Source organism: Heyndrickxia oleronia, from assembly GCF_017809215.1.
Classification (GTDB): domain Bacteria; phylum Bacillota; class Bacilli; order Bacillales; family Bacillaceae_C; genus Heyndrickxia; species Heyndrickxia oleronia.
In genome coordinates this window covers 581459-595636 of the sequence record NZ_CP065424.1, presented here as the reverse complement: position 1 = coordinate 595636, position 14178 = coordinate 581459, and the positions used below count along the sequence as shown (strand labels likewise).

Here is a 14178-nt window from a genome sequence, read left to right as displayed (position 1 = left end):
CCAAAGGGCGTGTGCGAATCCTGTGAAGGAGGAAACTGCGTGTACTTGGTAACCAAAGGGGGCGGTTGATTACCCGGTTGGGGGATTTCCTGTGGATTCGGGCACCTTTGGGCGGGATTAGTTACCCGGTTGGGGCATTTCGTGTGAATTCGGGCACCTTTGGCCGGGATTAGTTACCCGGTTGGGGCATTTCCTATGGACTCGGGCACCATTCGGCGGGATTGGTTACCCTATTGGGGGATTTCCTGTGGATTCGGGCACCTTTGGGCACGATTGGTTACCCGGTTGGGGGATTTCCTGTCGACTCGGGCACCTTTGGGTACGATTGGTTACCCGGTTGGAGGATATCCCGTGGATTCGGGCACCTTTGGCCGGGATTAGTTACCCGGTTGGGGCATTTCCTATGGACTCGGGCACCATTCGGCGGGATTGGTTACCCGGTTGATGGATTTCAGGCGGATTCGGGCACCATTCGGCAGGATTGGTTACCCGGTTGGGGCGTTTCGTGTGAATTCGGGCACCTTTGGCCGGGATTAGTTACCCGGTTGGGGCATTTCCTGTGAACTCGGGCACCTTTGGGCAGGATTAGTTACCCGGTTGGGGCATTTCCTATGGACTCGGGCACCTTTGGGCACGATTGGTTACCCTGTTGGAGGATATCCCGTGAACTCGGTCACCATTCGACGTGATTGGTTACCCGGTTGGGGGATACACCGCGGACTCGGTAACCAAAATGCGCGGTTAATTCCCCTAAAGGAGGAAACTTCGCGTTCACGGTAACCAAACGACTTGAATAGAAACAACAAGTCAGCATACAACGATGTTGACTTTTTTTGTTTTCCCCAACTTTATCAAATTTTCTGAATACACTTGATTTCTCCTCTATCTTTTCATTATATTAATCTGTATAGGGGGTGATTCAATAATGAAAAAACTAGTTTTTCTAGCTCTTGCATGTATTTTAATTTTTGCCTTTGGATTATCAGATACATCTAAAGCTAAGACACAAATCATTTCTTATAAAAACTGCAAAGAGCTAAATAAGGTATATCGTGGTGGTGTCGCTCAATCTGCATCAGTCAAAAACAAAGGCGGGAAAACACGCTATACCCCTTTTGTTTCAAAGGAGCTCTACAATAAGAATACACATTTAGATCGTGATAAAGATTTAATTGCCTGTGAGCGATAAACCTCTTCATATGAAAGATACATAACTTGTTAGAGATCTTTGATTGAATAAGATCTCTTTTTTTATTCATCTCTTCTAAAAAGGAATTCTCCCCTCTTCACCGAAATATATAAAGGGGTGATCGAATGAAAAGAAAAGCATTACTATTTATTTTCGAGGGATTCTGTGAGTTTGAAATTAGCACAGCTATTTCAATGTTAAGAAGCACTCATGACTTACATACATTTGCCTTGGCTAATCATGCTTATCGGTCAGAAGCAGGGCTAAATGTGCTTCCTGATATGACTCTAAAAGAGATTGATGGAGCGGATTACGACGTTCTCATCATACCAGGTGGTGATTTAAAGCCTATAGCAGAAGCGCATGAATTGTTTCGCTGGGTTGCTAACTTTGCTGAACAAGGTAAAATTATTGCTGCGATTGCAGTGGTGTATATGTTCTAGCAAAATCAAAGGTTTTGCAGGATATCCCTTACACGGTAACTTTAACAAAGGAACAACGAGAGTTTTTAGGAGGATTTCAGGAGGAGAATTATCGTTACCAGCCCTTTGTCGTTCATGGACATATTCTGACGGCGCAAGGGCATGCCTTTGTTGACTTTGGAATTGAATTAACGAAAATGATTGGCGAGTTAGATAAGGAGACAATTATGGATCTTCATGACTTTTATCATGGAAAGAAGAATCGCCGGATGGAAGAGTACAAATAAGGAGGCTTTCGATGAAAAATCCATTTCATCATTTAGCGCGAGCCGTTTTTATCCATGAGAATAAAATACTACTTGCTCAAGCAAAGGGGGATACAAACACCTTCCTCCCTGGTGGTCATGTCGAATTTGGAGAAAGTGCCAAAGAAACTTTAAAACGAGAAATTCAAGAGGAAATGGGTATTGATTGTGCACCAGATCATTTTCTTGGATTAATCGAGCATAAGTGGGAGAAAAAAGGAATACTCCATTGTGAAATTAATTAACTATTCGAAGTCAAAAGTAGTGAACTTTCCCTAGATATTACTCCACCATCTTGTGAACCCCACCTCTCTTTTTTTTGGTGTGGTATAGAGGAATTAGAGAAAGCAAATTTACAACCATATGTATTACGGGATTTAATTAGAAACTATGTGAATGGTGATCAAAAATTATGGTGGGCAAGTACATTGGCCGAAGAGATTAACGAAGATAATAAAAGCTGAATAGAGATTCTGACATAAAATCATCATATCTATCTTGGATTCTCCCTTGTTTTGTCGATTCGGATTTTCTATGATGAAAACAATAGGATTGATCATAGGAGGATCCACTTTGAACATAGATATTCTTACAGAAGCAGAAGAATTTATTCGTACATACTACAAAGAAACGAATAAAACCGAAGATCAACTTAAACAAAGACTGAATGAAATCCAACGGGAGATTCAGGAAAACGGACATTATTATCATACATATGATGAATTAGACTACGGGGCAAAAGTGGCATGGCGGAACAGTAATCATTGCATCGGCAGACTATTTTGGGAAAATTTACAGGTCATCGACCAAAGACAGCTAACTACCGAGAAAGCGATATATGCTGCTCTACTAGAACATATTGAGTATGCAACAAATAAAGGGCGAATCCGTCCAACGATTACGATTTTCCACCAGCAAACCAAACATCATTCTGTCCGGATCTGGAATCATCAATTAATTCGTTATGCAGGCTACGAAACAGATGATGGCATAATCGGGGATCCAGATTCCCTCGCATTTACTAAAGCTTGTCAAGATTTAGGTTGGAAGGGTAAGCACACTCCTTTTGATGTTTTACCTTTAGTCATTCAAATCGATGATCATTCCCCAAAATGGTTTGATATTCCAAGCGAATTGATTCTTGAGGTTCCGATTCGCCATCCGGAGCTAGAATGGTTTGAGGACTTAGGATTAAAATGGTATGGCGTTCCTATCATTTCTAGTATGCGTCTTGAAATCGGTGGCATCACTTATTCTGCCGCCCCATTCAATGGCTGGTATATGGGAACCGAAATTGGTGCACGTAACCTTGCAGATGAATCTAGATATAATATGCTCCCAAAAATTAGTGATCTTATGGGTCTGAATAAGCGAAGCAATACCTCACTTTGGAAAGACCGGGCATTACTTGAATTGAATACCGCTGTACTGCATTCATATAAAGAAGACGGTGTCAGTATTGTGGACCATCATACAGCAGCAAAGCAGTTTAAACGATTTGAAGAAAATGAAGTTGATGCGGGAAGAACTCCCACTGGAAATTGGGTGTGGCTCATACCACCTCTATCACCTGCAACTACTCATATTTTTCATAAGCCGTATAAAAATGAGATTAAAAAACCAAATTATTTTTATCAACCTGCTCCATTTACAAAATAAGCTGAATTTACATTAATTTGTGGATGATAATTTCAAGTTTGTGGATAATTGAAACTTGTGATGATGGTCCATTCTTTTTGTAATAAATTTTTGTGGATAATCAATCTTTTAAAATTAATTGGCCTTGTTTTTGTGGATATATATTTGAAATTAAGATCTCTTATTCCAGTTTTGTGGATGAGATCTTCTATTTTGTGGATTATATCACCTAATTGATATAATTTATTCGTTTTTTTGCGGATCATCAATTTTTTGTTGTGGATAATAGTCGCCAAAATGGAATCATATATCCAGATTTGTGGATGATATTGTGGATACTATAAAATCTACAAATAAAGGAGCATAGCCATTAGGCATGCTCCTTATTTATTAGTTATAAAATTTCACACGATCTTCTAATGGTGCGAATTCTTTGTCACCTGCTGGTGCAGTTGGTTTACCAAATGGCATTTGAGCAATTAGCTTCCATCCACTTGGAATGTTCCACTCTTTTTTCACTTCATCATCAATAAGTGGATTGTAGTGTTGCAATGATGCGCCAAAGCCTTCAAGCTCTAATGAAGTCCAAATTACATGTTGAAGCATTCCGTTTGATTGTTGTGACCAAACTGGGAAATTCTCTGCATATAATGGGAATTGCTTCTGTAATGATTCGATTACAGTATTATCTTCAAAGAATAATACTGTTCCGTACCCACTACCGAAAGCATTCATCTTGTCTTGTGTAGAACCAAAGTTTTCAGCTGGAACAATTTTTCTTAATGTTTCTGTTGTAATATTCCATAGTTTTGTATGATTTTCACCAGTTAACACAACCACTCTTGCTGATTGTGAATTAAATGATGAAGGGGTATGCTTTACCGCATGATTAATCACTTCTTGAATTCTTTCATTAGATACTACCGCTTCACTGCTGATTCCATAATAAGAACGTCTATTTTCAATAGCAGAATAAAAATCTTTGTTTGTCATGTTTATCGTCTCCTTGATGTGTGTCTAAATGTTTAACTGAATACGATTTCCAGAAGGATCTTCGATAAAGTAACTTCCCTCTACCTCACTTACCATAACTTCCAGGCTTCGCAAATTTTCTAGTACCTGTTGTCTCGCTTCTTCACTTGGAAACTGCAATGTGAACCATTTCAGTCCAACACTATTATCTGCAGGCTTAGGTGCGCCTATTCCATTCCAAGTATTTAAACCGATATGATGATGATAGCCACCTGTAGATAGGAAAAGCGCTTGATTTCCATATCTAGTGACAATATTGAACCCTAATCCCTTACAATAGAATTCCTCAATCTTTTCTAGCTCTGAAACATGCAAATGAATATGGCCCATCGTTGTTCCACTTGGGAGTCCCTCCCATTTTTGTCCACGTCCCTCTGCTAAAAGACCTTGTGCATCAATGGGTTCAGTTGTCATATGGACCTGTCCATCGTTCCATACCCATGTTGAGGCAGGACGATCTGCATAAATCTCAATTCCATTTCCATCTGGATCTGCTAGATATATCGCTTCACTGACTAAATGATCAGAAGCCCCTTGTAGCGGATAACCAACTTCAAGAAAATGCTGTAATATCTTCCCCAAATCCTTTCGACTCGGTAAAAGTATGGCAAAATGATATAGTCCAGTTGTTCTTGATTGCTTTTCACGTACATTATCAGGCTGCTCAATCTTTACTAACGGTGTTTTTCCATCAGCAGTTAAAAAGGCAACTTTATCTGTTTGCTTAATAATTTGAAAGCCAATGATCTGTTGATAAAAAGCAAGAGAACGTTCCAAATCTGAAACCTTCAAGTCAACTTGACTAACGAAAGTCTGAGGTGCTTGATGGAATTCCATCATGATTTTCTGCCTCCTAAGTTACTTTATGTAAGTTATTATATTTTTTATAGTATAGTTAGTCAAGTCATTTTATCTTAAAACCGTGCCTCTTTTTTCCCTAACGAATTGAAACATAGAGAGCAAGATCGCCTTCAAAAGAAAAAGGGACAAAAATTGATACCTTTTAATTCTTACTAGGGAGCCATAACCAATCTTCTTAAAAAGATTGATGATGATATAAACGAAAATTGTATCAATAATAAAATTGATAGCCAAATACCTTTTAAACTTTCCATAGGTAAATTTGAGTATCCACAATGAACCCACAAAAAAAGGACCTGCAATAATGAGAAACATATCGGATATCGGCTTTGGCATAATTTTATTATAAAACCACCACCACACTCGTTTGTAAGCAACTATGCTCTCTAATAAAACGATAGAACATATGAATAACACACTTGGATAAAACCGTTTGAACGTGGATCTTCCTAAGAAGGGTAGCGTGAGAATAGGTAAGATTAAGGCCATTGCTAAATAAGGTTTGTATTTTTTCATTTGTGTACTCCATTCTTTTTCCTATAAATTATCCTTAACTACCTAGAATTATTAATAGAAAAGGCGATTGCTTTGTTTACAATCGCCTTCTTGTTTTTTATTAGATTATTGAAGTTTTCTTTTTTAAAAACTCTTTCACAACCGGCCAATCAGGAGGGCTAATTTTTTCAGGTAATTCCTTAAGTGAATAAAAACGTAACTCCTCCACTTCCTCTTTATCTGCCTGTAACTCTCCTTCATAATCGGAACAGATATAAGTAGCTACAACATTATAGACCTCATCACCATGTGGATATTGATAATAGAGCTCCTCTCCTGAAAAAATCTGAAATAAACTAAGCTTTTTTGCCTTTAATCCAGTTTCTTCGTGTAACTCTCTTGCCGCTACCTCTATGAGGGATTCTCCCGGCTCCATTGATCCGCCAGGAAGCCCCCAGCAATGATTATCTTTTCTTAACTGCAATAACAATTCATTTTGTTTATTTAGAAGGATGACATTCGCTCCTGTCATAATAAGCGGACGACTTCCGACTACCTTTCTTAATTCCATGATATACCCCATCAACTTGACTCCTTACACGTCCTTCTACTGTTCCTATTCGTCACATCTATAGGCTAATCCTTCTACATCAAGGAAAAAATGTTACCTTGTTTTACACTTAGTAACGTTTACGGAAATTTTACGATTTTTCTGATCGCTTCCATATAAGATAGGCGGTTGCTAATCCAATTGCACAGCCTAATAATGTTTCAAGCAATCTAGCCTCTATGAGGGCAGGAATAACGGTATCGGAACGGCCTGTTTCTGCAATAAGTAGGGCAAGTGGAGTAATGAATACGACGGCAAAGGCATAGTTACGAACAATAATCATTTCTACTAAAAATTGTAATGTCATGACACATAGCCCCAATAACCAATAGGAGGGCTGTAGGGCAAGAATTCCACCTGCAATAAAAACACCTACTGCTGTTCCTATTGATCGCTGGAAACTCCGATGGAGAATAATCGAGATCGTCGCACCTTGTAGCACACTTGCACATGAAATGGATACCCAATAAGGTCTGTGAAATCCTAAAGCAAATGCTATAAGTGTTGCAACAAAAATAGCTGCTCCATTCCTTATTGAAGCTAATAGTATACTTGAATCATTTAAGGCAGCTTTCCACGTATGATTTCTTGTTGTTTGAGTGATTTCCTTTATATCAAAGAACCATTCCGACATTCCAATCAACCATGCAAGACATCCCCCCATCAATGCGATGCCAATAGGAAGTAATGCTGCAGTTAAAGTCATCTGCAAGCCCGTACCAATTCCACAAACAAGGACAAAAAAATAGCCTGATGGAGGAGGAACCTTATAGGCACTACAGATAAAAGTCGACAGAAAACTAATGATTCCTAAAATCAAGGAAGTAGACAAAAAGGAAAAACCACAAATAATTCCTAAAGCAAAGGAAACTACTAATCCAATATTGACAATGATTAATTTAATCGCTCTTTGTTTATAAGATTCATTATGAACATATAAAGAGGTAAAACCTCCGATACCAGCAAGCAAGCCCCATTCAATATGGCCAAATAAAGCACCTATCAAAAAAGGGAGTCCCATCGTTATTGCAGCTGAAATGGCCTTTTTCCATGGATATTTCGGGGTACGATTAATATGAAATACCCCTCTCCACCCCTTATGTTTCGATGTCGTTCGTATTTTAATAATTTTTTTCTTTTTCACTGATAGCCCCCTAGGTTCAAGGTCATCTCTGCTCTATTTTATGATTCCTTTAACCTAGGCAATTCATGTATTCTATCATACCTCTTTATCTGAGGGGACATGCTTTTATCGTTTCTACTCTAGATCTTCCCCCACCTTCATCCACTACTTTAATTAAAGCCACCTCACTTATTTGCGCATCAATGGGTTTCATTCGCTTGGTGCAATACTCGAAAGCTTCTTTCAACTTATGCATAGGTAATCGATTTGCAATTGTACAATGTGGAATCCATCTAGTTGGGAGATAAAGTGAGTCGGGTTGATCATTAAATTCCTCGAGCATTTGATGATGCTTCATATGCAAAACTAATAACTCAATAGAAGGTGTAGGAGCTAAAAATATCATCCCTGTATTCATAAAGGTTCCTAATGAACTTAATGTAATCGGTAGCTTAGAACTCGATTCATAACAAGATTGAAAAAGAGGAAGAAATCGATCCATATTTAGCCTTTGATAAGAAGCAAGTGTAATATGTGGTCTTCTATCTATTACTTCTTCAGCATAGGTAGATATGGCTTGATCACTAAGTTCTTTCCACACTTCTTTAATATATCTCTCTGATTCTTCGTCAAAATGCGCAACAACTCCGTACATAGAAGCCTCCCTTTAAAATTCTTTCTTTTTATCATCCAAATAGCTTTCATATACTTCTGTAACCTTGTTCTTATCCGGAACTAAGACATTCAGTTTTTTATTCAGTTTTTCAAGCAAAACAATCCCACGGAATAAACAGCCTCCAATAATTCCAAAGGCAATGATTCCCCCATAAACTGGTGGAATCATCACTAAAATGATTCCCAGTGCAAATGCTATTAAAATTGACCAAAATAAATTCATGCCTCACCTCTAATGATCGTAATTAATTCCGAAGGATGCGTTAATTTAGGATAAATATTTATGTTTTCCTTTCTACTTTCAGAAAGAAACCATGTGGCTTGATAAGGGATCATTCCCACTTGTTCAGCACCGAATAATTCATTTGATCCACCGTCACCAATAAAAATAACCTTTTCAGGTTCAACCTTTAAATTTTTGCATGCCATTAAATAGATTTCTGGGTTTGGTTTGGCACACTTCACCTTATAGGAAAAAATGACATCATCAAAGTACTGAGAGAGTGTACATGCCTCCCATGCAGTTATCTCCTCTGGTGTACAATTACTGATTAGCCCTATTTTGATCCCTTGTCGCTTAAGTTCGGACAAGCACCCTATGATTTCCTCATTGATTTGTTCAAATGGAAGTGATTTTACTCTTTCTCTTTGCTTTTGCGCAGCGTCTAGCACTTTTAGATCAATCGGCATATTTTGGGCTCTTAAAATGTCAATCAACACACTTCGGTAATTAGAAAATGTACCATCCATTCTCTTATCTAAACGCTTATGCCACTCTTTTTTGAATAGTTCCTCATTCAAGCCAATTTCATGGAACATATGGCCTTTCTCTCTTTTTCCATTTCTCCATTCCGAAATAAGTGTTTCAAATAAATCAAATAACACTGCTTGGATCAAGATAAGCCTCCTCCCTCAGTTCCCATTATCTACTTCTGCAAAGAAAGACCAATTACCTCCTATCAATACAGAAATAAAGGAGTATTAATGACTGTTATTTAATATAAATAAAAATTAAGAATACTTCTATCTAGATAATGATTAACGAATAAAAATTGAGGTAACACTGAAATCCCAAATCAACTTCCCTAAGTTGTAAAAGTCCACTGTAAAGGCTTTTATAAAAATCAAAATAAAAGGAGAAATGATATGAAACATCCTGTCATTGAAATGTATGAGTATCATGTTTGGGCAAATGCTGTGATTATTGAACGTTTGAAGGAGCTTCCTCAAGAGATTTATCATCAGGAAACAAATAGTGGCTTTTCCTCTATCGCGAAAGTGCTGTCACATATTTATCAAGTTGATTATGCATGGTTTGAGATTATAAAGGGTATGAGTATGAAGGAAGCAATGAGTGATGCCTTCCAAAAAGGTGAACAGCTGGAAGTGAAAGCTATTGAGGATATGGAAGCAGGTTACTTGGAATTATCGGAGCAAAACAAAGCTTTTCTGAACCAGTTAGATGATATAGAAAAGAAGCTAGTCGTCGATAATCCTTATGCTGGAATACTCGAAACGTCTATTTCTGAATCTGTATTACATATTGTTACCCATGGTTCCTATCATCGTGGAAACATTGCCACGATGCTTCGGCAATTAGGGCAAACATCCGTCATGCAGGATTATGGACTTTATCTATATGCAAAACAAAAAAAATAAGGGGGACTTCCCCTTATTTTCTCAAACAGTGGTTCTATTTAGATAGCATTTAACAAGGACTTTTACAATCCGCCATTACTCCGCTGGTGGTCCAAACTTTCCAGCATTAAAATCGCGATAGGCTTGGCGAATCTCATCCATTGTATTCATTACAAACGGGCCATACGCCACTACCTCTTCATTTATAGGAACCCCAGAATAGACTAATACCTTTGAACGTTGGTTTCCCTTGATTACTAATTCGCTACCTTGCTGCCCGGATTCATTAAAGGTAAATGTTGCCACACCTGTTTTGCCTAGTGCTATTTCATTTGTACCTAATTCAACCTCCCCAGATAACACATATAGAAAGGCATTATGATTTTCGGGAATACGATGTATATATGTTGCTCCAGCAGCAACATTGATTTCAGACATAGTGATTGGCACCATACTATCAAGTGGTCCCTTTACGCCCTCGATATCACCAGAATAGACTTTTACAACTCCCCCATCAAAAGGCACATGTGGTACATCTTCTAAACGAATATCCTGATACGTTGTTTTCGTATTCTTTAACTCCTTTGGTAGGTTCAACCACAATTGTAATGTGTGGATTAAATCATCATCTACAGCCTCTTCTGCATGCCGTGCTGCCCAGCCGGCATTCATATATTGAACATCTCCTGCATCGAGTATAGAGTGGCCGCCAGCATTATCAATATGCTCCAGCCTGCCATCTATTACATAAGTAATCGTTTGAAATCCTCGATGAGGATGGTCTGAAAAAGTACCACGTTTAAACCAATCATCTGCCATCAGTATAAAAGGGTCAAACTCTTTTAATCGTTCAGGATGCAATACAAATCCTTGTTGAACGTGTGGATACCCATTTTGCTGATAGTTTACATACCAATGGTCTTTAACTGCTCGTTGGAAAATTGCTTTGTTTTCATTCATGTTCCATCCCTCCTATAGGAACATTATAAATCCAAAGTCCCATTACACCTATTAATATGTTTTACCAATGATGGACAGTAATGTTCTCCCAAACAGATTGCCAATCTTTCGCAACAATTCTATTTTCATAAATGCTTCTTCGTTCTTCATTCTCCTTAAAATAAGCAGTTGGCTTGATCAACATATTGATTACATCCGAAACTCCACAAGGGGCTGCCAAAATAAGCTGCTGGTCATCATCCAACTTCACCCCTAAAGCCGTGGCTGTTTCAGGAAATTTTGCTATAGCATCCACTGAGGAAGTATATGGTGGAATACCATTAACCGTGTGCATCCTTGCCTCATTTTTCACAGACCATGGTACATCTGGAAGTAAGCTCCTCAGCTTTCCTTCTAACCTCTTTTCTTCCTGCTCATCTATCCTCTCCGGATCAAAATATATGACATCAACATCTGCTAATGGGGTCCGATCCTTAACATGATGAAGCGTATCCCAAATCTTCGACCGGACAAATCCTGCACATACCCACCAATCAGGTAAATGAAGGGTTTGTACTGCACGTAAAATATCCATCATCCATACATCCTCTTGGATTAATTTGAGGATATCCTCTTTATTATTTAGCATGTTTAACACTTCCTTTGAAAAGTTCCTTTCTATCAAAAAGCCATAAAAACATCGCTTGATTGTGATCGAATAGATGGGGAATCTGAGCAAAATAAGCCATAAAAATCGATTGAATGGCAAGCATGACATACCAAATTGCGTCATATTCTAACTTACTTAATGGATTTTTTTGATGATAGGAATCAACTAATTTTTCTACAAAAGGAAACCATTCTGTGCTTAATTTTTTATCATGAAAAACCTCATTAAGAACACTCGTCGCACAATAGCAAAGATCAAAAATTCTTACATTCACCTCAGCTAGCTCATAATCGATGACACCTAGTAAATCTTTTTCTCCATAAATAAAATTTGATAGATGGGCATCGCGGTGAATAATTTGTTTAGGAAGATTATTTACTTTCAGTTGAAATTCTGATTCCAAATCTTGATAAATTTGATCTAACCGATCACTTCGGCTTTCTACCTTGTCCATTGCCTTTCTTGCAAAATGATAGATGGATTGATATACATCTCTAGTTGGAAATTGACTGATGAGGGGATGATCACTTAACAACTGATGGAGCATTGCAAGTGTTCTACCAAAATGCTGCGGTACTAGTGGATTTTCAATGATTTCCCTTGCAGAAAATACTCGTCCTGGCAAATAGGTATATAAACTAAAATACCGCCCCTCATCATCAATGATATATGTATTCTTTTACTTAGCATGGGAGTAGAAACGCTGATATCAAAGTCTTGTAAATACTGTAAAATAGCAAGTTCGTTTCTTGTTACTTGGATATCCAACTTTCGTTTCAAAACATATTTTTCATTAGTAATGTCTTTAACTCCCTCAGTTTGATACGAATATCTCTCGAATGCTCATTTATTCGCAGGAATTCATAACCCTTGTAATTGGATTTACGGGAAATTGAAATGAGTTCTGATAATTTAGGCTTCGTGAAGGCATAGTTAAATAAAGGAGCCAGCTACCACTCCATATTTTACCATATAATGTACATCTCCACGCCGCCCCTGGAGGCTTTCCCTCCCATGTCTCAACGGGTCAATTGCCCTCTCATTCCTTCGTCATGCCTTTCCAAGGGGTGGAGGCCAGTTATGCTAAACTGATGGGTCACAGTGCCCTTTTGTTTAAGAAACCTGGTACTCCGTACATATTTGAAATCCTACGAATAAGACAACATTCAAAATAAAGTTAACTAGTTTATTAGATGCATCTTCAACTTTTGAACCTTCGGTTTAGGCAGCTAAGTGAATGGATTCCTGAACCTGAACCTTACTTGGACAGTATGATTCGTTTCGTCGTGCTATTCCCACAAATATCCTTGCGAGTTTTCCTATTAGTTTCATGATTGATTTCATTTTCTTCATCTTCTTTACCTTCACATTATGGGAATGGATGGCTTTAAACTCAGGATTATTCATCACTAGGCTCATTGTGGCTAAGTAGAGGAAGCGTCTTAATCTCGATCTACCACGTTTAGAGAGCACAATTTTACCTTTCCATTTACCTGAACTCGCCTCAGCTAGATGTAATCCAGCGTGTCGTAATAAAGAGTTTCCGTGAGAAAATCCACTCAGATCACCGGCCTCACCTAATATTCCAGCTAAAGAAATATCACTTATTCCTTTCATCGCAAGTAGTTTCCTGGCAAATGAGATTTGGTTAAGCACTTCTTTTACTTGTTTTTCCACTCTTTCGAGTTGTTTTACAGCGAGATCATATTCTTCTAGTAATTGTTCTAAGTGGAACTTATATGCATCGAGTGCTTGTCCAGTTCCAATAGAGGATTTTGCTAATTTGATGAGTAATTGAGCTTTTGGGGACCAGGTTGTCTTTTCATTAATGACTTCCACCCCGCCATGATATCGAGTGAAGTCATGGAAGAGATCTCTTTTGGAGTGGGGAACAGCCGAAGGGTGGCAATGGCTCCTTTGCACGAAACATCTTTAAATACGTGTCTTAACTCTGGAAACACAACATCTACCCATCGATTAATTTGATTAACGGTCATGACGAGACGTTTTACAATCACATCACGATTAGACATAAGAACTCTGAGTTTCTCAAATGATTCAGATGATGGGCGAACGAAAGAATAGTAGCCATTTTTGACCATATCTGCGATCACTAGCGCATCTTTTTTATCACTCTTTGATTGAGTATTATCACGATTCTCTTTATTCCTTTTTACTGAGTGAGGATTGACAGTAACTACCTCAATTCCTTTATCAAATAACCACTTAGATAGGTTAATCCAATAATGGCCTGTAGGCTCCATTCCTACTATTTCTGAATTTAAGTGTTTAAGTTTTTGTAAATCTTGCATCCAGTTTAATAGTTTCATAAAACCCTCTTCATTATTTTCAAATGTGAGAGGATCACCGACAATGATGCCACGGTAGTTAACTGCACGTGCAACGTGAAATTGTTGAGCGATATCCACCCCAACAATTAGATGAGTATCGGAAATTCTTTCTATTAGTTGATTTTGTTTGTTCTGCATTTTAAAATTCATAGTAAGGCTCCTCCTTAAGACTTGAGTTTGATTGGTCTCATACTCGTATCTTACTGAGGAGCTCTATTTTTTTCAAACCT

16 protein-coding genes and 1 pseudogene are annotated in these 14178 nt (G+C 38.1%); 6 read left to right on the top strand and 11 right to left on the bottom strand.

Annotation, left to right across the window (positions count from 1 at the left end; all coding sequences use genetic code 11):
• Positions 1 to 925 precede the first annotated feature (925 nt).
• The 5 genes from I5818_RS03210 (at position 926) to I5818_RS03190 (ending at position 3575) form a co-directional block, all read left to right on the top strand.
• Positions 926 to 1189, top strand: a complete 264-nt coding sequence (locus I5818_RS03210) for an excalibur calcium-binding domain-containing protein (RefSeq protein WP_071975020.1) — start codon at positions 926 to 928, stop codon at positions 1187 to 1189.
• Positions 1190 to 1314: 125 nt separating this feature from the next.
• The gene (locus I5818_RS03205) at positions 1315 to 1632 is read left to right on the top strand and encodes a DJ-1/PfpI family protein (protein ID WP_078110435.1); all 318 of its coding nucleotides are present in this window, start codon (positions 1315 to 1317) and stop codon (positions 1630 to 1632) included.
• Positions 1633 to 1646: 14 nt separating this feature from the next.
• Entirely contained in the window at positions 1647 to 1898 is a 252-nt protein-coding gene (locus I5818_RS03200) for a type 1 glutamine amidotransferase family protein (protein WP_078110434.1), read from the top strand.
• Positions 1899 to 1909: 11 nt separating this feature from the next.
• Positions 1910 to 2161, top strand: coding sequence for an NUDIX domain-containing protein (locus I5818_RS25980; RefSeq protein ID WP_235849696.1), 252 nt, complete (start codon positions 1910 to 1912; stop codon positions 2159 to 2161).
• A gap of 292 nt (positions 2162 to 2453) precedes the next feature.
• Positions 2454 to 3575: a nitric oxide synthase oxygenase gene (locus I5818_RS03190; protein ID WP_078110433.1), complete on the top strand. Its 1122-nt coding sequence runs from the start codon at positions 2454 to 2456 to the stop codon at positions 3573 to 3575.
• A gap of 369 nt (positions 3576 to 3944) precedes the next feature.
• Here I5818_RS03190 and I5818_RS03185 read toward each other — a convergent pair whose 3' ends face one another.
• The 7 genes from I5818_RS03185 to I5818_RS03155 form a co-directional block, all read right to left on the bottom strand.
• Complete coding sequence (locus I5818_RS03185) at positions 3945 to 4547, bottom strand: nitroreductase family protein (RefSeq protein ID WP_071975023.1); 603 nt, start codon at positions 4545 to 4547, stop codon at positions 3945 to 3947.
• Between the two features lie 24 nt (positions 4548 to 4571).
• Positions 4572 to 5423 carry a VOC family protein gene (locus tag I5818_RS03180; RefSeq protein WP_078110436.1) on the bottom strand — a complete coding sequence of 284 codons (852 nt, stop codon included), beginning with the start codon at positions 5421 to 5423 and terminating at the stop codon, positions 4572 to 4574.
• Between the two features lie 640 nt (positions 5424 to 6063).
• A complete protein-coding gene (locus I5818_RS03175; RefSeq protein ID WP_058005217.1) occupies positions 6064 to 6525 on the bottom strand; it encodes an NUDIX hydrolase in 462 nt (153 codons plus the stop codon).
• A 118-nt stretch (positions 6526 to 6643) separates the two neighbouring features.
• Positions 6644 to 7696, bottom strand: a complete 1053-nt coding sequence (locus I5818_RS03170; protein ID WP_078110431.1) for an FUSC family protein — start codon at positions 7694 to 7696, stop codon at positions 6644 to 6646.
• A gap of 85 nt (positions 7697 to 7781) precedes the next feature.
• The gene (locus I5818_RS03165; protein ID WP_078110430.1) at positions 7782 to 8330 is read right to left on the bottom strand and encodes a 2'-5' RNA ligase family protein; all 549 of its coding nucleotides are present in this window, start codon (positions 8328 to 8330) and stop codon (positions 7782 to 7784) included.
• Positions 8331 to 8342: 12 nt separating this feature from the next.
• Positions 8343 to 8573 carry a hypothetical protein gene (locus tag I5818_RS03160; protein ID WP_078110429.1) on the bottom strand — a complete coding sequence of 77 codons (231 nt, stop codon included), beginning with the start codon at positions 8571 to 8573 and terminating at the stop codon, positions 8343 to 8345.
• Complete coding sequence (locus I5818_RS03155) at positions 8570 to 9247, bottom strand: HAD family hydrolase (RefSeq protein ID WP_169846918.1); 678 nt, start codon at positions 9245 to 9247, stop codon at positions 8570 to 8572. Before I5818_RS03155 ends, I5818_RS03160 begins: the two co-directional genes overlap by 4 nt.
• A gap of 249 nt (positions 9248 to 9496) precedes the next feature.
• On the opposite strand from I5818_RS03155, the gene I5818_RS03150 reads away from it, so the two are divergent.
• A complete protein-coding gene (locus I5818_RS03150) occupies positions 9497 to 10009 on the top strand; it encodes a DinB family protein (RefSeq protein WP_078110427.1) in 513 nt (170 codons plus the stop codon).
• A gap of 75 nt (positions 10010 to 10084) precedes the next feature.
• On the opposite strand, the gene I5818_RS03145 is transcribed toward I5818_RS03150, so the two are convergent.
• The 4 genes and pseudogenes from I5818_RS03145 to I5818_RS03130 form a co-directional block, all read right to left on the bottom strand.
• Positions 10085 to 10948: a pirin family protein gene (locus I5818_RS03145; protein WP_078110426.1), complete on the bottom strand. Its 864-nt coding sequence runs from the start codon at positions 10946 to 10948 to the stop codon at positions 10085 to 10087.
• Between the two features lie 61 nt (positions 10949 to 11009).
• Complete coding sequence (locus I5818_RS03140) at positions 11010 to 11576, bottom strand: nucleotidyltransferase family protein (RefSeq protein ID WP_078110425.1); 567 nt, start codon at positions 11574 to 11576, stop codon at positions 11010 to 11012.
• Positions 11566 to 12261, bottom strand: coding sequence for a phosphotransferase enzyme family protein (locus tag I5818_RS03135; RefSeq protein WP_268876194.1), 696 nt, complete (start codon positions 12259 to 12261; stop codon positions 11566 to 11568). Before I5818_RS03135 ends, I5818_RS03140 begins: the two co-directional genes overlap by 11 nt.
• A 557-nt stretch (positions 12262 to 12818) precedes the next feature.
• A pseudogene (locus I5818_RS03130) lies at positions 12819 to 14098 on the bottom strand (IS110 family RNA-guided transposase).
• Positions 14099 to 14178 lie beyond the last annotated feature (80 nt).

What these genes read in the sequence shown, in the direction of transcription:
- I5818_RS03150 (WP_078110427.1), top strand. Translation starts at nt 9,497, where the DNA reads ATGAAACATCCTGTCATTGAAATGTATGAGTATCATGTTTGGGCAAAT.
- I5818_RS03190 (WP_078110433.1), top strand. Translation starts at nt 2,454, where the DNA reads ATGAAAACAATAGGATTGATCATAGGAGGATCCACTTTGAACATAGAT.
- I5818_RS03185 (WP_071975023.1), bottom strand. Translation starts at nt 4,547, where the DNA reads ATGACAAACAAAGATTTTTATTCTGCTATTGAAAATAGACGTTCTTAT.
- I5818_RS03140 (WP_078110425.1), bottom strand. Translation starts at nt 11,576, where the DNA reads ATGCTAAATAATAAAGAGGATATCCTCAAATTAATCCAAGAGGATGTA.
- I5818_RS03175 (WP_058005217.1), bottom strand. Translation starts at nt 6,525, where the DNA reads ATGGGGTATATCATGGAATTAAGAAAGGTAGTCGGAAGTCGTCCGCTT.
- I5818_RS03145 (WP_078110426.1), bottom strand. Translation starts at nt 10,948, where the DNA reads ATGAATGAAAACAAAGCAATTTTCCAACGAGCAGTTAAAGACCATTGG.
- I5818_RS03160 (WP_078110429.1), bottom strand. Translation starts at nt 8,573, where the DNA reads ATGAATTTATTTTGGTCAATTTTAATAGCATTTGCACTGGGAATCATT.
- I5818_RS03205 (WP_078110435.1), top strand. Translation starts at nt 1,315, where the DNA reads ATGAAAAGAAAAGCATTACTATTTATTTTCGAGGGATTCTGTGAGTTT.
- I5818_RS03180 (WP_078110436.1), bottom strand. Translation starts at nt 5,423, where the DNA reads ATGGAATTCCATCAAGCACCTCAGACTTTCGTTAGTCAAGTTGACTTG.
- I5818_RS03165 (WP_078110430.1), bottom strand. Translation starts at nt 8,330, where the DNA reads ATGTACGGAGTTGTTGCGCATTTTGACGAAGAATCAGAGAGATATATT.
- I5818_RS25980 (WP_235849696.1), top strand. Translation starts at nt 1,910, where the DNA reads ATGAAAAATCCATTTCATCATTTAGCGCGAGCCGTTTTTATCCATGAG.
- I5818_RS03210 (WP_071975020.1), top strand. Translation starts at nt 926, where the DNA reads ATGAAAAAACTAGTTTTTCTAGCTCTTGCATGTATTTTAATTTTTGCC.